The organism is Paraburkholderia sediminicola, assembly GCF_046027355.1.
Taxonomy (GTDB): Bacteria; Pseudomonadota; Gammaproteobacteria; order Burkholderiales; family Burkholderiaceae; genus Paraburkholderia; species Paraburkholderia sediminicola_B.
The window spans coordinates 26,565-45,347 of the sequence record NZ_JAQQEK010000001.1; the positions used below are offsets into that span (position 1 = coordinate 26,565).

General features: G+C 63.4%; 18 protein-coding genes. 6 read left to right on the forward strand and 12 right to left on the reverse strand.

Annotated elements, in window-relative coordinates; genetic code table 11:
• Positions 1 to 15 precede the first annotated feature (15 nt).
• From PQR42_RS00120 to PQR42_RS00130, 3 genes are all read right to left on the reverse strand, one after another.
• Positions 16 to 1,350, reverse strand: coding sequence for a glutamine synthetase family protein (locus PQR42_RS00120; RefSeq protein WP_106277425.1), 1,335 nt, complete (start codon positions 1,348 to 1,350; stop codon positions 16 to 18).
• A 32-nt stretch (positions 1,351 to 1,382) separates the two neighbouring features.
• Positions 1,383 to 2,177 carry a gamma-glutamyl-gamma-aminobutyrate hydrolase family protein gene (locus PQR42_RS00125; RefSeq protein ID WP_408217539.1) on the reverse strand — a complete coding sequence of 265 codons (795 nt, stop codon included), beginning with the start codon at positions 2,175 to 2,177 and terminating at the stop codon, positions 1,383 to 1,385.
• Between the two features lie 304 nt (positions 2,178 to 2,481).
• Positions 2,482 to 2,703, reverse strand: coding sequence for a hypothetical protein (locus PQR42_RS00130; protein WP_370577238.1), 222 nt, complete (start codon positions 2,701 to 2,703; stop codon positions 2,482 to 2,484).
• 444 nt (positions 2,704 to 3,147) lie between these two features.
• On the opposite strand from PQR42_RS00130, the gene PQR42_RS00135 reads away from it, so the two are divergent.
• The 3 genes from PQR42_RS00135 to speB all read left to right on the forward strand — a co-directional run bounded on the left by PQR42_RS00135 (position 3,148) and on the right by speB (position 6,401).
• Complete coding sequence (locus PQR42_RS00135) at positions 3,148 to 3,699, forward strand: cupin domain-containing protein (protein ID WP_408217543.1); 552 nt, start codon at positions 3,148 to 3,150, stop codon at positions 3,697 to 3,699.
• Positions 3,700 to 3,801: 102 nt separating this feature from the next.
• The gene (locus PQR42_RS00140) at positions 3,802 to 5,295 is read left to right on the forward strand and encodes an aldehyde dehydrogenase (RefSeq protein ID WP_408217546.1); all 1,494 of its coding nucleotides are present in this window, start codon (positions 3,802 to 3,804) and stop codon (positions 5,293 to 5,295) included.
• A 137-nt stretch (positions 5,296 to 5,432) separates the two neighbouring features.
• Positions 5,433 to 6,401: an agmatinase gene (gene speB / locus PQR42_RS00145; protein ID WP_408217549.1), complete on the forward strand. Its 969-nt coding sequence runs from the start codon at positions 5,433 to 5,435 to the stop codon at positions 6,399 to 6,401.
• A 41-nt stretch (positions 6,402 to 6,442) separates the two neighbouring features.
• Here the strand turns inward: speB and PQR42_RS00150 are convergent, their stop codons facing one another.
• The 4 genes from PQR42_RS00150 to PQR42_RS00165 all read right to left on the reverse strand — a co-directional run bounded on the left by PQR42_RS00150 (position 6,443) and on the right by PQR42_RS00165 (position 10,048).
• On the reverse strand, positions 6,443 to 7,639 hold the full coding sequence (locus PQR42_RS00150) for an MFS transporter (protein ID WP_408385123.1): 1,197 nt from the start codon (positions 7,637 to 7,639) through the stop codon (positions 6,443 to 6,445).
• A complete protein-coding gene (locus PQR42_RS00155) occupies positions 7,636 to 8,169 on the reverse strand; it encodes a MarR family winged helix-turn-helix transcriptional regulator (RefSeq protein ID WP_408217556.1) in 534 nt (177 codons plus the stop codon). The genes PQR42_RS00150 and PQR42_RS00155 overlap by 4 nt, the downstream gene beginning before the upstream one ends.
• 108 nt (positions 8,170 to 8,277) lie before the next feature.
• Positions 8,278 to 9,297 (reverse strand): VTT domain-containing protein, encoded by a 1,020-nt coding sequence (locus tag PQR42_RS00160; protein ID WP_408217559.1) that lies wholly within the window; start codon positions 9,295 to 9,297, stop codon positions 8,278 to 8,280.
• 334 nt (positions 9,298 to 9,631) lie between these two features.
• Positions 9,632 to 10,048, reverse strand: a complete 417-nt coding sequence (locus PQR42_RS00165) for a cupin domain-containing protein (RefSeq protein ID WP_408217561.1) — start codon at positions 10,046 to 10,048, stop codon at positions 9,632 to 9,634.
• Between the two features lie 180 nt (positions 10,049 to 10,228).
• Here PQR42_RS00165 and PQR42_RS00170 point away from each other — a divergent pair, with 180 nt between their 5' ends.
• Positions 10,229 to 10,834 (forward strand): peroxidase-related enzyme, encoded by a 606-nt coding sequence (locus PQR42_RS00170; protein ID WP_408385121.1) that lies wholly within the window; start codon positions 10,229 to 10,231, stop codon positions 10,832 to 10,834.
• Between the two features lie 76 nt (positions 10,835 to 10,910).
• On the opposite strand, the gene PQR42_RS00175 is transcribed toward PQR42_RS00170, so the two are convergent.
• A complete protein-coding gene (locus PQR42_RS00175) occupies positions 10,911 to 12,161 on the reverse strand; it encodes an MFS transporter (protein ID WP_408385119.1) in 1,251 nt (416 codons plus the stop codon).
• Positions 12,162 to 12,269: 108 nt separating this feature from the next.
• Positions 12,270 to 13,208, reverse strand: a complete 939-nt coding sequence (locus tag PQR42_RS00180) for a LysR substrate-binding domain-containing protein (protein WP_408385117.1) — start codon at positions 13,206 to 13,208, stop codon at positions 12,270 to 12,272.
• Positions 13,209 to 13,443: 235 nt separating this feature from the next.
• On the opposite strand from PQR42_RS00180, the gene PQR42_RS00185 reads away from it, so the two are divergent.
• The gene (locus PQR42_RS00185) at positions 13,444 to 14,175 is read left to right on the forward strand and encodes a DUF899 family protein (protein WP_408217571.1); all 732 of its coding nucleotides are present in this window, start codon (positions 13,444 to 13,446) and stop codon (positions 14,173 to 14,175) included.
• 35 nt (positions 14,176 to 14,210) lie between these two features.
• On the opposite strand, the gene PQR42_RS00190 is transcribed toward PQR42_RS00185, so the two are convergent.
• A complete protein-coding gene (locus tag PQR42_RS00190; RefSeq protein ID WP_408385115.1) occupies positions 14,211 to 16,184 on the reverse strand; it encodes a putative bifunctional diguanylate cyclase/phosphodiesterase in 1,974 nt (657 codons plus the stop codon).
• Between the two features lie 184 nt (positions 16,185 to 16,368).
• Entirely contained in the window at positions 16,369 to 16,752 is a 384-nt protein-coding gene (locus PQR42_RS00195; protein WP_408385113.1) for a hypothetical protein, read from the reverse strand.
• Between the two features lie 350 nt (positions 16,753 to 17,102).
• On the opposite strand from PQR42_RS00195, the gene PQR42_RS00200 reads away from it, so the two are divergent.
• Entirely contained in the window at positions 17,103 to 17,381 is a 279-nt protein-coding gene (locus PQR42_RS00200; protein ID WP_006049832.1) for an HU family DNA-binding protein, read from the forward strand.
• A 203-nt stretch (positions 17,382 to 17,584) separates the two neighbouring features.
• On the opposite strand, the gene PQR42_RS00205 is transcribed toward PQR42_RS00200, so the two are convergent.
• On the reverse strand, positions 17,585 to 18,703 hold the full coding sequence (locus PQR42_RS00205) for a 3-deoxy-7-phosphoheptulonate synthase (protein ID WP_408217579.1): 1,119 nt from the start codon (positions 18,701 to 18,703) through the stop codon (positions 17,585 to 17,587).
• Between the last annotated feature and the right edge of the window lie 80 nt (positions 18,704 to 18,783).

Consider the following 18,783-nt stretch of genomic DNA (forward strand, 5'->3'; position numbering starts at 1 on the left):
TTTTTTGCGTTTGCCTTACACGTGCAGCAGCAAATGCCGGCGTTCCCACGAACTGATCACGCGGAAGAACGCTTCATATTCGGTTTCTTTCAGAGCGAGGTAGGCTTTCACGAATTTTTCGCCGAGCACTTCGGCGATCGGCTCGCACGCGCCCATCAACGTCAAACCCTCTTCGAGATTGCGCGGCAACTGGTACGGCAATTCGTAACCGTCGCTGAGCAGCGGCTCGGTGGCTTCGAGTTTCTGCGTCATGCCGAGATAGCCGGCGGCGAGCGTCGCGGCAATCGCCAGATACGGGTTGCAGTCCACGCCGGGAATTCGGTTTTCGATGCGGCGCGCGGCCGGCCCCGAATGCGGAATGCGGAAGCCCACTGTGCGGTTGTCGTAACCCCATGCCACGTTGATCGGCGCGGCCATGAAACGCGACAGACGGCGATACGAGTTGATATACGGCGCGAAAATCGGCATCAGTGCCGGCGTGTATTTCTGCAGACCGGCGATATAACCCGTAAACAAAGAAGTGGGTTTGCCGTCGGGGCCGGTGAACAGGTTGTGACCGGTTTCTTCGTCCACGAGGCTTTGATGCATGTGCATCGCCGAGCCCGGTTCACCTTCCATCGGCTTGGCCATGAAGGTCGCGTACATCTTGTGACGCAGCGCGGCTTCCCGCACCGTGCGCTTGAAGAGGAACACGCTGTCGGCGAGCTTGAGCGGATCGCCGTGCATGAAGTTGATTTCCATCTGCGCGGCGCCGACTTCGTGAATCAGCGTGTCGACTTCCAGTTCCTGCACCTCGCAGTATTCGTAGATATCTTCGAAAAGCGGATCGAACTCATTGACGGCTTCGATCGAGTAAGCCTGACGGCCGGTCTCCGGACGACCCGTACGGCCGATCGGCGGTTGCAGCGGCAGATCCGGGTCCTTGTTCATATCGACCAGATAGAACTCGAGCTCGGGTGCGATGACCGGCTTCCAGCCTTTGGCCTTGTACAGTTCGAGCACGCGGCGCAGCACGCGGCGCGGCGAGATCGCGACGGGCGTGCCGTCGAAGTGAACGCAATCATGGATCACCTGAGCGGTCGGATCGACGGCCCACGGAATCATGCGGATAGTGCTGGCGTCGGGCACGCACACCATGTCCGGATCGGTGACGCCGGTGAGCGTGCCGTCTTCCGGATAGTCTCCTGTGACGGTCTGGATCATCACCGCCTGCGGCAAGCGCATGGACTCGCCGGACTCGAACTTGCTGCGCGGAATGATCTTGCCGCGCGCGATCCCGGCCATATCCGGAATGATCGCTTCGATTTCGGTGACACGGTTCTTCTTCAGAAAATCGTCGATGTCATGCATGTCTATTCTCTCTGTTTTGGTGCGCGACCGGCTCAGGCATGCGTGGCAGCGGCGGATGCCGCGCCATAGCCGGCCTTGGTGCGCATTCGATCGCGGCAGGCGTCGCCGAACGCCCGAAAGATCGCGGTAGATAGTGCGTCGTTGGCATGCTTCCACTCCGGGTGCCACTGCACACCCAGCGCGAAGGCGCGCGCATCTTTCACGCTCACCGCTTCGATCAATCCGTCCGGCGCGGTGGCTTCGGCCGTGAGGCCCACGCCCAGCCGCTCGACGCCCTGGCCGTGCAATGAATTCACACGCGCTTCATTCGTGCCGCCCGCGAGGCGCTGCAACAAGCCGCCCTGCGTCAGCGTGATCGAATGCGACGGTGCGTATTGCACGTCGAGGTCGTCTTCCTTGTTCTCGCGATGGTCGTTCAGACCGTCCACCGCGTGAACGCTTTGATGCAACGTCCCACCGAAAACCACGTTCATTTCCTGGAAGCCCCGGCATACGGCTAGCACCGGCACGCCGGCGGCGATCGCCGCACGCATCAGCGGTAGCGTCGTCGCATCGCGTGCGGCGTCGTGCAGCGTGCCCGGCGTGCTGGGATGGCCGCCGTAGCGGTGTGGCTCGACGTTCGAATAGCTGCCTGTAAACAACAGGCCGTCGACTGTCGCCAGCACGTCTTCGGCGGACTGACGCTCGCCGAGCGCCGGCAGCAGCATGGCCAGCGCCTGTGAACCGTCCACGATCGCGGCGATGTATTTCTCGCCGACCACGTGCGACGCGTGGACTCCCATCATTGTTCTGTCAGCGCTGATGCCGACCAGAGGTTTATTTCGCATAACGAATAGACGTGTGTGTTCCCCGCGGGACGCGGCATGAACAACGTTAAACACAGCGCGGCACAATTCCGTAGCCGTGCGCAAGGCGCGAGGCCACCGGGGTGGTGCAGGCGGTCGTCGTCAACTGAAACGCGCCGCGCGTGATAGTCAGATGGGCTGTTCGATTCGATCCGCTGCGGTGCGCAACTGATCCGATGGGCGTGAAACACGCAGGCGGCGGACGGCACCGCACATGCAGGAACGCACGGCTCGAAAGAGCGCGCTCACGCAAACGGATGAATCGAACGGCGAAAAGAGGGAGGCGCTACGGCAGCAGCGAGGCGACTTCGTCCGTGCGCACGGCAATGAAGGCGCGCGCGGAGATGGAGTTGTGACGTCGAACTGAACGGCGGGACAGGATCGTGAAGACGGACAGAAAGCGGCGGAACGCAAGGCTGCCGCTGCTGCCGTCGGCGATGGCGCCGTCAGCGCGAGGACAACTCGCCTGACTACGATTCCATCTCACCAAAGGGCCTCGGACTCTCACGATTACACTCGACTAGCGACGTTGAAAGTATTGAACGGCCTGCTCGAAATCCGCACGGGGCGTTTAAAGAAACAGGACGCTGGGATGATCGCCTTGAGCCGACGCGAAGTAAATTCGCTGCGCCGCGAAACACACTTGGGTGCCTCGTGACGTCGGCATGACGATCGCCTGGGAACCAGCATATACGAGCCAATAAAGCCGTCAAACCCTTTTTGATAAAACATTTATCAGGGCTTTCCCGAGGGTTCGACTAGAATCCGGCCCGCTGGGAACGTTCGTTGCGCAATTCATATTTCGGAAAGCTTTCAGGGTTTTCCCCAGCGGCGCAATAATCAAAGTGATTAGAATATTCAACACTCGCGGGCACCTCATTGCCCGAGTCATGTGTTCCATTCATCTGGTCACTTAGCGCCCCGATTGTCTTCAATGTCAGAGAACCTAGCGATGTCCATAGAAGTAGCGACCCGTCTGCAATACATCCGCAAGAAGAACGGCTTGTCCCAGCGTGAACTGGCGAAACGGGCGGGAGTGACAAATGGCACGATCTCGCTGATCGAACAGAATCGTGTGAGCCCCTCGGTCGGCTCGCTGAAGAAACTGCTCGAATGCATACCCATGAGTCTCGCCGAATTCTTCACCTTCGAAGTGGAAGCGGAGCGCTCGGTGGTGTCGCGCCGTGCCGACATGCCGAACCTCGGCAATGAGTCGATCGAGTTCTATCTCGCGGGTTCGAGCGTGAGAGACCGCAATATGGGCATTCTGCGCGAGGTCTATCAGCCGTTGTCGGACACGGGGCCGGAAATGCTGGAGCACGAAGGGCACGAGGGCGGGGTGGTGGTCAGCGGTCAGATCGAACTGACGGTGGACGGCACCACGTGGCTGCTCGACCCCGGTGACAGCTACTACTTCGAAAGCCGTCTTCCGCACCGTTTTCGCAATCCCAGCGCGGAGCATCTCTGCGAGATCGTGTCGGCCAACTCGCCGCCCACCTTCTGAAGACTCCGCGCCAACGCGCCTCGACTCAACTCAGTGCCGCAGTTCAGTGCCGCATGAAGTCGATGCAGGTTTGCGTCGAGCGCATAACAATGAGGCATCCTGATGGACAATAAATCTCTCGCTTTCTGGCAGGACAAGGCCGCTAAGCTATCGATCGAAGGCCGCGCGTTTATCGACGGCGAATACCGTGATGCCGAAGGCGGCCGCACGTTCGACTGCCTGAGCCCGATCGACGGCAAGTTGCTCGCCAAGGTCGCCGACAGCGGCGCGGCCGACGTCGACGCCGCCGTGGCCGCCGCGCGCCGCGCGTTCGACTCCGGCGTGTGGTCGGGCCTCAATCCGCGCCAGCGTAAAGCCATTCTGCTGCGCTGGGCCGCGTCGATTCGCGAGCACATGGACGAACTCGCGCTGCTCGAAACGCTCGACGCGGGCAAGCCGATCGCCGACACCACCAGCGTGGACGTGCCGGGTGCGGCCTATTGCGTCGAATGGTTCGCTGAAGCCATCGACAAAATCGGCGGCGAAGTCGCGCCGGCCGATCATCATCTGGTCGGACTCGTCACGCGCGAGCCGATCGGCGTGGTGGCCGCGGTCGTGCCGTGGAATTTCCCGATCCTGATGGCATCGTGGAAATTCGGCCCGGCGTTGGCGGCGGGCAATAGCGTGGTGCTCAAACCCTCGGAGAAGTCGCCGCTCACCGCGATCCGCCTCGCGCAGCTCGCACTCGACGCCGGCATTCCCGCCGGCGTGTTCAACGTCGTGCCGGGCGCGGGCGAGCCGGGCAAGCTGCTGGCGCTGCATCAGGACGTGGACTGCCTTGCCTTCACCGGCTCGACCAACGTCGGCAAGCTGATCATGCAGTACGCCGGGCAATCGAACCTGAAACGCGTGTGGCTCGAACTCGGCGGCAAGTCGCCGAACATCGTGATGCCGGATTGCCCGGATATGGATCGCGCGGCGAATGCGGCGGCGGGTGCGATCTTCTACAACATGGGTGAAATGTGTACCGCGGGTTCGCGCCTGCTCGTGCATCGAGACATCAAGGACGCGTTCCTCGACAAGCTGATCGCCGCGGCGCGCAGCTATACGCCGGGCAATCCGCTCGACCCGAAGACGTCGATGGGCGCGATCGTCGATAAGGTTCAGCTCGAACGCGTGCTCGGCTATATCGAAGCGGGCCGCGCCGAAGCCAAACTGCTGCTCGGCGGCGCGCGCGTGAAAGAAGAAACGGGCGGCTTCTATATCGAGCCGACCATCTTCGAAATACCGGCTTCCGGCGCGAAGGTCGCGCGCGAGGAAATCTTCGGGCCGGTGTTGTCGGTGATCACGTTCGACACGGTGGAGGAGGCGATCAGGATCGCTAATGACAGCGAATATGGTCTCGCCGCCGCGGTCTGGACCTCGAACCTGACCACCGCGCATGAGGTGTCACGCAAACTCCGCGCCGGCACGGTGTGGGTCAATTGTTACGACGAAGGCGGCGACATGAACTTCCCGTTCGGCGGCTACAAGCAATCGGGCAACGGCCGCGACAAGTCGCTGCATGCTTTGGAAAAATACACCGAGCTGAAGTCCACGCTGGTGCGGCTGCGCTAAAGGATTCGCGCAGCCAGCGCGGCGGCGCGTGTGATGCGCGCCGTCGCGTTCCCAATGAATCCGAAGCCGGCATAACGCGTGTCCCCTTGGAGTCCTCGCGCGTGACGCTGGATTGTCTATCAGGTATCAGCTCATCCATGACTGAACTCGTCTACGGCGACGGCGCGATCCGCCGTGCGTCGCTTTATGGCTCATCGATCGAAAACACTTATGCGGGCGTGCTGTCGTTCATGCGCCGCAAGTACACGCGTGAACTCGACGGCGTCGACGTGGTGGTCTCCGGCGTACCGCTCGATCTGGCTACCACGTTCCGCGCGGGCGCGCGTCTCGGGCCCGCGGCGGTGCGCGCGGCCAGCGTGCAGTTGTCGGAGTTGCACCCGTATCCGTGGGGTTTCAATCCGTTCGACGACCTCGCCGTGACCGACTATGGCGATTGCTGGTTCGACGCGCACAATCCGCTCACGATCAAGGAATCCATCGTCGAGCATGCGCGCACGATCCTGCGCTCGGACGCCAGGATGCTAACGCTCGGCGGCGATCACTACATCACCTACCCGCTGTTGATCGCGCACGCGGAGAAGTACGGCAAACCGCTCTCGCTGATTCATTTCGACGCCCATTGCGATACCTGGGCCGACGACAGTCCCGACAGCCTGAACCACGGCTCGATGTTCTACAAGGCTGTGAAGGATGGTCTGATTGATCCGAAGACCTCGGTGCAGATCGGCATTCGCACATGGAACGATGATTTCATGGGCATCAATATTCTCGATGCCGCCTGGGTGCACGAGCATGGCACGCGAGCGGCGGTGGAGAGGATTGTGTCGATTGTGGGTGCACGTCCCGCGTATTTGACCTTCGATATCGACTGTCTCGATCCGGCGTTCGCGCCGGGTACGGGGACGCCGGTGGCGGGCGGTTTGTCGTCGGCGCAAGGACTCGCGATCGTGCGCGCGCTCGGCGCGTTGAATCTGGTGGGCGCGGACGTCGTGGAAGTCGCGCCGGCTTACGACCAGAGCGAGATCACGGCAATCGCCGCCGCGCATATCGCGTGCGATCTGCTGTGTTTGTGGCGGCAGCGCAAGGTTGCAGGACGCGAGGCTTAGACGCGTCCAACTTTCCTGCCAATCGATGCAAAAAAACCGGCTCAGCCCATCGACGAAGAATGTTCGGGCTGGCGCCGGCCTTCGCGCAAGCCGAGCGTGTAGACCACCAGCGCGCCGCTCATGAGTGCGAGTTGCCACATCAGCATGTCGCTGCCGCGCGCGTTCATGGCGAAGCCTGCGGCGAGCGGCCCCACGATCGAACTCGCGGTGAACGTGAGCGACACCAGCCGCATGTTGCGCGTGAGCGCGGCCTTGTCGCTGCAAGCCGCTGCATACATGCCGAGTGTGATGAACGAACTGTTCATGCCGCCGAGCAAGAGCGCGCTTGCGGCCGCAAGCGGCGATGCGGGCGCGGCCAGCGCGAAGCCGCAGATGGCCAGCGTGCTGAGCGCGGCGCACACGATCACTGTGGCCGCCAGCCCCGCGCGATCCGCCAGCCAGCCGACCGGAAATTGCAACGCCATGCCGCCGACGCCGAACAGCGTCAGCAGCGTGGCGGTTTGCGTGGCGCTGAGGCCGTGCGCGTCGGCGAATAGCGGGAAGAGGCCGTAAAGCGCGCCGTCGCCGATACCGCCCGCTGCGATGACCACCATGCCGAGGCTCACCAGCGGGCCGACGGCCAAGCGTTGTTGAGCGCGTTCTCTTCGCACGGGCCTTGCTTCTTGCAAGGCAGGCCGTTTCTCGTCCGATGCAGTTAGCCACAGCGGCAGCGCGGCGGCGAACGTAAAGGCCGCACCGGCCGCGAACGTGATGCGTCCATCGACATCGCACCAGACTGCCAGCGCCGGGCCGATCACACCTGCCGTGGCGATCAGCGCTTCGTGCACACCCACCACACGTCCGCTCGATTCGGCGGGGACCAGACTATAGAGCCAGGTTTCGTTGGCGATCCAGCGCAAGCCGATACCCAGCCCCGTCAGCAGACCGGGCACGAGCCACAGCGGCCACGACAGCGCATTCATGGTCGCGAACGCCACGAGCGTGGCCAGTAGACCCATCGACACGGTACGTTTCGCGCCGATGCGCGCCATCAGCCACGGCGCGATCAGCAAGCCGGCCAGCATGCCGGTCCATTGCGCGGCGGAGAAGAGGCCGGCGCGTGGCGCGTCCAGCCCGCGATGGGCGAGCCACACCGGCAGCACCATGAAGCCGATGCCGAACTGGCCGACCTGCGAGAGCGCCGACACCGCGGTCAATGCCGCGATTGCCGGCCAGCGCACCGGCGCGGCGGATTTCATGTGTTGCTCCGCGCGGGCATGGGCAGGCCCTGTTCGCGGCATTCGACCGGACAGCCGGCTTTCAGGCACGGACCGTCGTCGCACAGGCGGCACAATTGCATCGCGTGCGCGGGGTCGCGGGTTTCGTTCCACAAGATCTTGATCAGCAGGCTTTCCAGCAGATCGCGCTCGCTGTCTTCGAGCCGTCCGACAATGCGTTGCAGCGTTTTGTCGCGCGCCGTCTGCAGGCGTTTGGCCTCACGCTTGCCAGATGCGGTCAAGGCAAGCGCCACCGCACGTTTGTCCGAACCCGCTTTTTTCTCGACGAGGCCCGCCTCGACCAGCCCCGCGACGGCGCGCACGGCGGCCGGATGCGACAGATCCACCGCCTCGCGCAGCACTTCAATCGATGAATCGGGATATTGGCCGACCGCGTTGAGCATGGCGCGGGCGGTGGGGCCGGCGAGCGCGTCCACCGTGGGTTGCGCGTTCATTTCGTCCGTGACCAGCAGGGCGAGCACGCCGAGCAGATTTTCTGTGCGCTGCGTCATGGGGATGCCTCAATGTGTGCAACGTGCATATATGCATGTTGCACACATCGGGCGTGAAGCGCAAGCGGTTTTTGATGAGCGTTGCGTGGCCTTCGAGGCGCGGCGTCGTTACTTCGCCAGCCGCGCCCGCACCGTGTATTCGCCTTCCTCGCCCTCGTCCTCGATCATGTGGGCCTTCGCCGTGTGGAAGTCGGGCGGCAACGGTTCGACCGGATAACCGCGTTTCTGCCACGCGTCGAGGCCGCCCTTGAGCGCGCGGATATGGTGGATATTCTTGCGATGCAACTGGTCGACGATCCGCTTCGCCGTCGCTTCGTTGGGACACACGCAGTAGACGACGATCGGCCGCTTCAGCAACTCGGGATCGATCGGGTCAGGCGAATCGAGATCCAGCCGACGCGCACCGGCAATCCGGTGCGATTCCTTTTCGCGGATGCTGCGTGGACGCGCGTCGAAAATGAGCGGCGGCTCGTTCGACTTCATCATCTCGTCGAGTTGGTCCGGCGAAATGCGCGTGTGGGCGAGCCAGCGGCGGAACTGCCAGCGGCGCACCCAGCGATACAGTAGGACGGCCAGGAAGATCGCCGCGAACGCATCGAAAATCGTGCCGCCGTTGTGGCGCACGAGCAGCATCAGTTGCACGATCTCATCGTGCAGCGCGGCGCCGCCGATCACCCATACGCTCGCCCACAGCGTCGCGCCGACAAAATCCCACAGCAGAAACACGCCGACATTGATGGCCGTCGTGCCGAGCAGCGGCGCGGAAATCAGGCCGAGTCCAGGCAGGAACTTCGCGACGGTGAGAATCGGCGCGCCGTACCGTTCATAGGTATTGCGCGCGAGCCGCACTGTGGTGTCGAGCGAAAGGGAGAAGCGTACGAGATAGTTCAGCAGACGGCGGCCATGGACCCGTCCGGTGAAGAACCACAGCGAGTCGGCGATCAGCGTGGCGGCGACCGCGGCGCACACGACGCTCGCATAGGAGGTTTGCCCCATGGCGGCCATGGTTCCACCGAGAATCAGCATCGGCGCGGCCGGAATCGGCACGCCGAGTTGCGTGACGAGCACGCTCATGAAGACGGCCCACACGCCCAGCGAGGGTGGAATAGCAACCGGAAAATGCCACACAACCGCGCTCCTGAGAATGGAATGTTGGGATTTGAAACGTCCGCGCCCGGGTGGCGCATGGCGAACAGTCCGCGCATGTTCCGTTCCCGCACGACGGCGAGCGCCGTGCTGCGTCGGCAGGCGGCCGCCATGGTACAAGAAGGATATGAAAAGCGGATTTAAGCACAGGTGGCAAAACGGCGCTGCGGTGAAGGCCGAATGCCGGGACGCTCGACGCAGGAGGGCGGGGAGGAGAATGCGCGTGGTCGCGGTCGGCGGCGAGACCTGGGTGGCGGGCCGTTAGCCGGTACTAGCCCCGCCGCCTTCATTTGCTGGATCACGCGTCTGCAGCTGATCACGCGTCCGAGGCCGGATCGTACGGCACGACGCGTTCGTGCTCGTCCGCATGGTTGCGCGCCACGATCGCGCGTGCCGCGGTGGTCGCGTCCAGATTGAACGGCTGATGTGGCACGCCGGGCGGAATGAACAGGAAATCGCCCGGTTCGGTGATGACGGACTCGCGCAAGCCGGGTCCGTAGCGGGTTTCGATCTTGCCTTCGAGCTGGTAGATCGCGGTTTCGTAGTCGGCGTGAAAGTGCGGCTCGGCATGGCCGCCCGGCGGCACCACGACCATATACATCGACAAACCCTTCGTGCCCGCGGTACCGGCGGAAATACCGACAAAGTAAGGCAGCCGCTGGGACGTCGCCATTTCCCGATCGGGGCGCACCTTGACGACGGGCGCTCGCGCGTCGTGCAAAACGTCTGACATGGTCAGCTCCTGCTGAAATCTGGCCGGCGCCGGTCGTCGCGGCGTGGCTCATGCTCCCTTGAGTGGAAAGTCTAGACGAAATGGGCGTCGATATCGGACCTTGTCGAGCGTGGCCGTGCCGCGGCTGTGCGGCTTGCTAGAATCGTCTTTATACCCAAACAGATACGACGGAGACATAGCATGGCAAAGCATCATCCGATCAGCCGCTACCCCGTGCCCAAACCGGACGCATGGCCGGACGACATTCGCGCGCGCATTCTCGAAGTGCAGGAAAAGGCCGGTTTCGTGCCGAACGTGTTTCTGACGCTGGCGCACCGCCCGGACGAGTTCCGCGCGTTCTTCGCCTATCACGACGCGTTGATGCTGAAAGAGGGCGGCCTCAGCAAAGGCGAGCGTGAGATGATCGTGGTCGCCACCAGCGCGATCAACCAATGCTTGTATTGCGTGGTCGCGCACGGTGCGATTCTGCGCATCTACGAAAAGGCGCCGTTGGTGGCCGATCAGGTCGCCGTCAATCATCGCAAGGCGGACATCACGCCGCGTCAGAAGGCGATGCTCGACTTCGCGGTCAAAGTTTGCAGCGAGTCCGGCACAGTCGGCGACGCCGATTTTCAGACGCTGCGCGAACACGGCTTTTCCGACGAAGACATCTGGGATATCGCGGCGATTACGGCATTTTTCGGGCTGTCGAATCGCATGGCCAACGTCATTTCCATGCGTCCGAACGACGAGTTCTTTTTGATGGGACGCGTGCCGAAAGCCGCGGCGGAGACGCCGAAAAAATAGCAGCGCAAAGGGCTTTTCCCGCTGCTTTTGACTCAGTGCCGGTGGCTGCGTCCGCGGCGACCACCGGCATGCGCACTCACGCCGCCGCTGGTTCAGCCCGAAGCGCGGGCGTGCTAACCGTGGTGTCGTCGATCGGAAAGTGCAGCATCGCGGCGACGAGGCCGGCGACCACCGTCGCTTCCCACAACAGCGAATACGAACCGGTCAGGTCGAACACCAGGCCGCCGAGCCATGCGCCGAGAAACGAGCCAATCTGATGGCTCAAAAAGCAGACTCCGAACAGGCTGCCGAGGTGGCGCGTGCCGAACACCTTCGCGACGAGTCCGCTCGTGAGCGGCACGGTGCCAAGCCAGGTCAGACCCATCACGGCCGCGAAGATCACCACCGACGCCGGGCTTTTCGGCAGCAGAAAGAACGCGCCGATCGTTACGCTGCGAATCAGGTAAAGCCAGCCGAGCACATGATGTTGCCGGAAGCGGCCGCCCAGCCAGCCGCACGCCCAACTGCCCGCCATGTTGAACAGGCCGATCAGCGCGAGCGCGGTGGCGCCGAGCCCGACCGGCATATGGCAAAGCGACAGATATTCGGGCAGATGCGTGGCGATAAAGGCAAGCTGGAACCCGCAGGTGAAGAAACCGAGCGTCAGCAGCCGGTAGCCACGATGCCCGGCCGCTTGACCCAGCACCTTGCGAAGCGGCGCGACATGCTCTTCCGTAACGGGCGTCCCGACCCGCGCGCGCCGGTCGAGCACCATGCCGAGCGGGGCGATCAGCAGCATCAGGAAAGCCAGTACGAAGAGCGACGTGGCAATGCCGGAGCTGAGCCGGATGCCTTGCACGAGCGGGACCATCAGCACCTGGCCCGCGGAGCCGCCGGCGCTGACCAGACCCATCGCCATGCTGCGTTTTTCGGGCGAGGCGATGCGGCCGACCGCTGGCAGCACCACGCCGAAGGTCGTGCAACTCACGCCGATGCCCACCAGCAGTCCCATGCCGACGATCAACATGGCGCCGCTGGGCGCGACTGCCGCGAGGCCGAGCCCCGCCGCGAACGTCGTCGCGCCGAACGCGACCACCGGCGCCGAACCGTAGCGATCCGCGGCGGCGCCCGCGAACGGCTGGGCGAAACCCCACACGAGATTGTGCAGCGCGATCGCGAAGGCGATCAGTGTGACCGGCAAGCCGCGGTCGAACGAAAACGGTCCGATGAAGAGGCCGAAGGTCTGCCGGATGCCCATCGCGGCGCTCAGAATGAGCGCGCCGGCGAGGATCACGAGCGTGGTCTGATTGAAGGCGGGGGCGAAGCGTCTGTTGTTGGCGGTGGACATGGTTCTGATCTCCTTCGACACATGGTCGCAGCGAGCGTCAGAAGCGGCAAAAGATAAGTTTTCGACGACAGGTGAGCGTGGCTCACCTGTGCGAACGGGACATGCGAGTCAGTTGGCGGTGCTCTGCAGTGCCTGGTCGGCAGCATCGGAGTGCGCGTCGAACTGCTCGGCCTCGCTCACCAGCCAGCGTTTGAAATCGAAAAGCTCCGGCCGGCGATCCGCGTTTTCCGCGCTGACGAGCCAGTAGGCCGTGGTGGAAGCGATCGTCGCCGGATGAGCCAGCGCGAGCACGCCGCTGTCGATATCTCGATCCACGAGCGGCCGTCTGCCGAGCGCGACGCCGAGGCCCATCGCGGCGGCTTCGAAGGCGAGCTGGATCGTGTCGACGCGCAGGCCCGTGGTGGTGTCGATGCCTTCGGTGCCGGTCGCGTCCAGCCACGCCTGCCAGTCCTCGCTGGCGGCGTTCACATGAATGAGCGTCGCGCGATGCAGGTCCGCATTGCCATGCTCGTCGCGCAGACTCGCCAGATAACCGGGGCTGCACACGGGCACGAAGCGCTCGCCGAACAGCCGCGTCCACGCGGTGCCTGCAACCGGCGCACGGCTCATGCGGATCGCGAAGTCGAAACCGTCGACGGGAAAGCCGACCTGACGGTGCGAGGTGTCGACGCTCACGTTCACGTTCGGCCAACGCGCGCGAAAACCGGCGAGGCGCGGCAGCAGCCAGCGCGACGCGAAGGTCGGCGCGCAACTCAATGCGATCGGGCGATCCGCGCGGTGATTCGGCAGGCGCTGCGTGCCGATGGCGATCAGCGAAAACGCTTCGGCGACATACGACAGATAGTCCGCGCCGCTCGCCGTGAGCGAGATGCCGCGCGGCTCGCGCACGAACAGTTCGACGCCGAGCGCCTGTTCCAGTCCGACAATGCCGTGGCTGATCGCGCTCGGCGTGACATTCAGTTCCGCGGCGGCAAGTTTGAAACTCTGATGCCTGCCGGCCGCTTCAAAAAAACGAAGCGCCGGCAGCGGTGGCAGACGAAGCGGCATGTTGCATCCCCATGGACGGCGCGCCCAGCGCGCGTACTGTTGCGCTCAAGGATACCTTGCCGGGCGCTTTTGGTTGCCGTTGCGGCGGGTGCGAGCGTTGCAGCAAAAAATTTCGACCGATGCTGTCGATTTGCCGCCGCACGGTTCGTCGTGGCTATATAGAGGACGAGAACGCGCCCGCGGTCGCGGTGCACTGCTGCGCCCTTTATCCTTGTTCCGTAAGAGGAGATGGCTGATGACTGACGTACACGCATCCGCACCAACGTTGAAGCCGGCCCGGCAACTAGCGGCCGACACGCCAAGCCGCTTTCCCGGCGAAAGCGCCGACTATCGCCGCGCGCGCAACGACCTGCTCGCCGAGGAAATCGAGTTGCGCCGCCATATCGAACGGGTCGCCGCCCAGCGCCGCGCGCTGCCGCCCGGCGGCGTCGTGCCCGAGGATTATCTGTTCATGGGCGAAGCCGGCCCGGTGAAGTTATCGGAAATGTTCGGCGAGCATGACACGCTCGTCACCTACAACTGGATGTTCGGCCCGCAGCGCGCCCGGCCGTGTCCGATGTGCACGTCGCTTCTGAGCGCGTACGACGGCGAAATGCCCGACATCCTGCAGCGTGTGGCGTTCGCCGTGATCGGCCGCTCGCCGATCGAGAAGCTGGTTGCGTTCAAGAAGGAGCGGGGCTGGCGGCATCTGCGGCTGTATTCGTCGGGCGGCAACACCTTCAATCGTGACTACGCGGCGGAAGATCCGGCCGGGGATGACAATCCCGCGTTCAACGTATTCACGCGCTCGGGCGGCACGGTGCGGCACTTCTGGGCAGAGGAGATGGGGCCGTCGACTGCGGACCCCGGGCAGGATCCGCGCGGCGCGCCGGATGTGATGCCGATCTGGACCGTGCTCGACATGACGCCCGGTGGCCGTGGCACGGACTGGTATCCGAAGCTGGAATACGGTACTGCGGGCCGTTAGGGCGCTTGTGAAGGCTTCGTGGCGGGTCGATAGAGCTAAGGCGGCGCCTCGAGCGCAAAGTCGCGCCCGCGCGCCGTCTTCAAATACGCGGCAATCGCGCTTGCCCGCATCGGCCGGCTGAACAGATAACCCTGCACCGCGCGTGCGCCGAGCGCCTTCACGACCTCGACTTGCGATGCCGTCTCGAGTCCTTCCACCACGCATTCGAGCCCAAGGTTGCGGCACAGGTCGAGCACCGACTTGACGATCTTCTTCGACGCGCTGTTGGTATCCACGTCTGTCATGAAGCTGCGGTCGATCTTGATCGTATCGAAGGGCAGGCGGTGCACATAGCTGAGGCTCGAATAACCGGTGCCGAAGTCGTCGAGCGACACGCGGCAGCCGGCTTTCTTGATCAAGTTGAGCGAACAGCGGGCCTGTTCGAAATCACGCGTCACGGCGGTCTCGGTGATTTCGAACGACACGCGATGCGGCGGCACGCCGCTTGCGATGACGATATCGATCAGCCGGCGGGCGCGCGCCGACGTGCAGATATCGATCGCCGACAGATTGAACGAGAGATAAAGCTCGGACGGCCAGCGCGCCGCTTCGTCGAGCGCTTTATGCAGCAGTACTTCCGTGATGCGCAGAATCAGTTCGGTACGCTCGGCGATCCGGATGAATTCTTCCGGCCTGACCGCGCCGAGCCGCGCGTTATGCCAACGCCCGAGCGCTTCCAGACCGAGGGTGCATTGCGTGGCCACGTCGTAAATCGGCTGAAACTCCAGAAACAGTTCCGATTCGAGGTCGGCATGGCGGAGCTCCTGGGTCACGAGACTCGAACGCCGGATGCGCGTTTCATGTTCGGTCGAGAAGATGACCGGCGTGCCGCGCCGGCTTTCCTTGCCGACGTACAGCGCCGCGTCGGCGCGTTCGAACACTTGCGCCACCGTCGTGCCGGCTTCGGGGAACGCGGCCCAGCCGATCGTGCCCGACAACTCGGCGACGTTGCCGGCGACCCGATAGGGCTGACCGAGTGCCGCGCAGATGCGCTCGCCCAACTCGACGAGCGTCTCGTTTGCCAGTTTGTGCTGCGCGAGCACGCCGAATTCGTCGCCGCCGAGTCGCGCGAAGAAAATGCCCGGCTCGGCGAGCGCCAGCAGACGCGAGCCGACTTCCTGCAGCACCAGATCGCCGCTGGCGTGGCCGTAGATATCGTTGACCTGTTTGAAGCCGTCGAGATCGATCAGCCCGACATTGAAGCCGCCATGGGTGCCGAGCGCCTGCTCGGACAGCGCGCGCAGCGAGGCGAAGAAACTGCGCCGGTTGGGCAGGTCCGTCAGACTGTCGATGCTCGCGAGCCGGAAGTTGTCGTCGCTCAGGCGTTGCGTTTTTTGCTGGCTCGCCTGCAACTCGCGCTGCGCGTGCACCACGTCGGCAAAGGTCCGGCAATACAACTGAATGATGAAGGCGAGCGCGACGCCGACCAGTGTCATGTCGACGGCCATCGCAATGAAGACCGGATAGCCGGTGAAAACCAGAAACGTCGAGAAGCTTAGGATGACGATCGACAGCAGCAGCATGGCGGCCGCGCGCAGGTGCATCAGGCAGAACACGCAGCCGACCAGCGTGGTCGCCATGTAAAACGCGACCTGCGTCTGTTCGTACGCGGTGCCGTAGGGAAAGAGGAGCAACGACCAGCTGCTGAATGCGACGGCGAAGAGGCCGGCAAGCCAGGTCAGCTTGCGCAGTTCGGGCACCGCCTTGTCGAGCGTCAGGACGCGGTGCCGAAGGTGCCACCATCGTATGCACCGGATGATGCACAGCGTGCACAGCGTCGCGGGAAAGTAGATCGACAACCATGCCGGCGCGCAGCTGACGTGCGTGACCGCGACGGCTGCGGTGTTGACGAGCAGGATGAAGTAGAGGAGCGGGACCTGGTGGCCGAATGCTTCGAGTTGCGAACGCACGAGCTCGGGGTCGCGTTCCGCGACCGACAGCGCATCCCTCAATTTGGTTAGCAGAACCATCCCCGTCCCTTTAAACGTTTGCGCAGCGCACGCAGCTTGGTATATCGGCAGGGCGGGTGAGACCTTGAGGCCGTGTCAGACAGAAATCAATCGGCCTGCGAATAAACGGTAAGTACGACCGGTCGGCAAGGCGTCGTGTGTCATTTGTGCCGCGTCCGGACGGCCGACGTGACAGCTCGTCGCATCAGAGCACCGGACATGAGAGCACGCGTTGCGGCGTGAGCGTCGTACCGGGTTGGCCGTTTTGTGCCGGCGTGCCTTGCGGCGGGGTGGAGACGAGTCGCACGGTATTCACGCCGGCGTTCGCCAGCACATATTTTTCCGGGCTGTTCTCGGGCTGCCAATAGGCCCGGAAAACGCCGCTGTCGCCAAAAACCAGCAGCTTGCCGTGCACGGTTCCAGCGCCGCTGACGAGGTCGACCGGCTCGCCGTCACGTATCCGAAAGCTCTGCGGCGCGGGTGAATTTGCCGTGCCGACGAGCGTGGCGCAGCCTTTGTCGTCGGCTGCGAAGGCCGCGCAGGACGTCGCGGCGAGCAGCGCACATGTTGCAATATGGCGAAATTTCATTTTTTTATTCCTCCCGGATTCTTTATTTACCGGACGCCGCGCTGACAAATGCCGACTCTCTGCGATCCACCATAACATACGAAAAAAGCCCGCCGGTAGTGGCTTGCGACGCGCTAAAGCACTGAAATTGCAACGGATTGTGATAACGCGAAAGCGCGCATCAAGCCCAGGAAACGTCTAAGCGCGCGATTCTTATGGCACTTTGCACCAAAAAATCGTCAAATTCCCTGTGGGCGGGTGATACAAGGCTTACACCCAAGGTTTGCGCGAACCCGCGCCTATGCGTTAGTGTGTCGGTCCCGGCGCAACAGATGTGGCGCCGGTTCCATGATTACCATACGGGAAGTGCTATGAACAAACAGGAACTGATTGATGCAGTCGCCGCAGCGACGGGCGAAAGCAAAGCGGCCACCGGCCAAACCATCGACGCGATTGTCGAAGCGGTGACCAAAGCCGTGGTGGGTGGTGATACGGTGCAACTGGTCGGTTTCGGTTCTTTCTCGACTGGCGCGCGCGCAGCACGCGTGGGCCGCAATCCGTCGACGGGTGCCGAGATCCAGATCGCGGCTGCCAAGACGGTGAAGTTCACCGCCGGCAAGGCGTTCAAGGAAGCCGTCAACGCGTCGTAATGCAACGCGCTTCACGCCGGAGCATCCACACGCGCCAACCCGGCGCGCGGCGAGCGATGCATCGGGCGTGAGGAATCACGCGCTGCCCAACCCCGGTAAGGTGGATCGATCGGCGGCTGGTGCGGCGCGTGTGTTTTTGTGCTCTCCCCCAAGGGGCTTCCTGGGGGGCGTGCTCGACGCAGCGCTTGCGGCCCGGCTCGCGCTCAGCCCGCGCGACGTTTGCGGGTGGCCTCGGCGAGCGTCTCGAGCGCCGGCTCGGTCTGCGCCCAACTGACGCAGGCATCCGTGATCGATACGCCGTGACGCAACGGCACGCCAGGCTTCAGATCCTGACGGCCTTCTTCCAGATGACTTTCCAGCATGACGCCGATGATGCGGCGCTCGCGCTGCGACAGTTGCTGCGCCAGATCCTGCACCACCTCCAGTTGACGCAGATGCGACTTGCCCGAGTTCGCATGCGAACAGTCGACCATGACCTGCTCGCGCAAACCCGCTGATTTGAGCGCCACGCAGGTGGCTTCCACCGACGCGCTGTCGTAGTTCGGCCCTTTCTTGCCACCACGCAGGATCACATGCGCGTCGTCGTTGCCGCGCGTTTCGAAGATCGCGGCCATGCCCATTTTCGTCATGCCCATGAACGCGTGGCTCGCGCGCGCGGCGACGATTGCGTCCGCGGCGATCTGCACGCCGCCGTCCGTGCCGTTCTTGAAACCGATCGGGCAGCTCAGGCCTGACGCCAGTTGACGATGGCTCTGGCTCTCCGTCGTGCGCGCGCCGATGGCGCCCCACGCGATCAGGTCGGCGATGTACTGCGGGCTCAGCAGGTCGAGAAACTCGGTGGCCGTGGACAAGCCGAGACCGTTGATGTCGAGCAGCAGTTGCCGTGCAAGACGCAGGCCTTCGTTGATGCGGAAACTGCCGTCCAGACGCGGGTCGTTGATATAGCCTTTCCAGCCGACCGTGGTGCGCGGCTTCTCGAAGTAGACCCGCATCACGATCAGAAGATCGTCCTTGTAGGTGTCGGCGGCGACCTTCAGTTTGTGTGCGTATTCGATCGCCTGGTCGTGGTCGTGAATCGAACACGGTCCGACGATCATCACGAGCCGGTCGTCACGGCCATGCAGAATGTCGGCGATTTCCGCGCGGGTTTTCTCGACCAGCGTCTGCACCGAAGGCGGCACGGGCAACTCATCCTGCAACAGCGCAGGGGAAATCAGTGGACGTACCGCGCCGATCCGAACGTCGTCGATGCGCGTGGTGTCCTGGGTGGCGTCGGCCGAGCCGACTTCCTGATCGTGCAAAGGATTGTCGATGGCGCTCAAAATATTCTCCCGGACCTTGGTGATGAAGCGGCCTCGCGGCCTGACTGCGTGAGTGTGGGTGCGTCGATCGTGCTTGTCTT

Excerpts from the sequence above, each read along its gene's own strand:
- PQR42_RS00120 (WP_106277425.1), bottom strand. The coding sequence starts at position 1,350 with ATGCATGACATCGACGATTTTCTGAAGAAGAACCGTGTCACCGAAATC.
- PQR42_RS00125 (WP_408217539.1), bottom strand. The coding sequence starts at position 2,177 with ATGCGAAATAAACCTCTGGTCGGCATCAGCGCTGACAGAACAATGATG.
- PQR42_RS00135 (WP_408217543.1), top strand. The coding sequence starts at position 3,148 with ATGTCCATAGAAGTAGCGACCCGTCTGCAATACATCCGCAAGAAGAAC.
- PQR42_RS00140 (WP_408217546.1), top strand. The coding sequence starts at position 3,802 with ATGGACAATAAATCTCTCGCTTTCTGGCAGGACAAGGCCGCTAAGCTA.
- speB (WP_408217549.1), top strand. The coding sequence starts at position 5,433 with ATGACTGAACTCGTCTACGGCGACGGCGCGATCCGCCGTGCGTCGCTT.
- PQR42_RS00150 (WP_408385123.1), bottom strand. The coding sequence starts at position 7,639 with ATGAAATCCGCCGCGCCGGTGCGCTGGCCGGCAATCGCGGCATTGACC.
- PQR42_RS00155 (WP_408217556.1), bottom strand. The coding sequence starts at position 8,169 with ATGACGCAGCGCACAGAAAATCTGCTCGGCGTGCTCGCCCTGCTGGTC.
- PQR42_RS00165 (WP_408217561.1), bottom strand. The coding sequence starts at position 10,048 with ATGTCAGACGTTTTGCACGACGCGCGAGCGCCCGTCGTCAAGGTGCGC.
- PQR42_RS00170 (WP_408385121.1), top strand. The coding sequence starts at position 10,229 with ATGGCAAAGCATCATCCGATCAGCCGCTACCCCGTGCCCAAACCGGAC.
- PQR42_RS00175 (WP_408385119.1), bottom strand. The coding sequence starts at position 12,161 with ATGTCCACCGCCAACAACAGACGCTTCGCCCCCGCCTTCAATCAGACC.
- PQR42_RS00180 (WP_408385117.1), bottom strand. The coding sequence starts at position 13,208 with ATGCCGCTTCGTCTGCCACCGCTGCCGGCGCTTCGTTTTTTTGAAGCG.
- PQR42_RS00185 (WP_408217571.1), top strand. The coding sequence starts at position 13,444 with ATGACTGACGTACACGCATCCGCACCAACGTTGAAGCCGGCCCGGCAA.
- PQR42_RS00190 (WP_408385115.1), bottom strand. The coding sequence starts at position 16,184 with ATGGTTCTGCTAACCAAATTGAGGGATGCGCTGTCGGTCGCGGAACGC.
- PQR42_RS00195 (WP_408385113.1), bottom strand. The coding sequence starts at position 16,752 with ATGAAATTTCGCCATATTGCAACATGTGCGCTGCTCGCCGCGACGTCC.
- PQR42_RS00200 (WP_006049832.1), top strand. The coding sequence starts at position 17,103 with ATGAACAAACAGGAACTGATTGATGCAGTCGCCGCAGCGACGGGCGAA.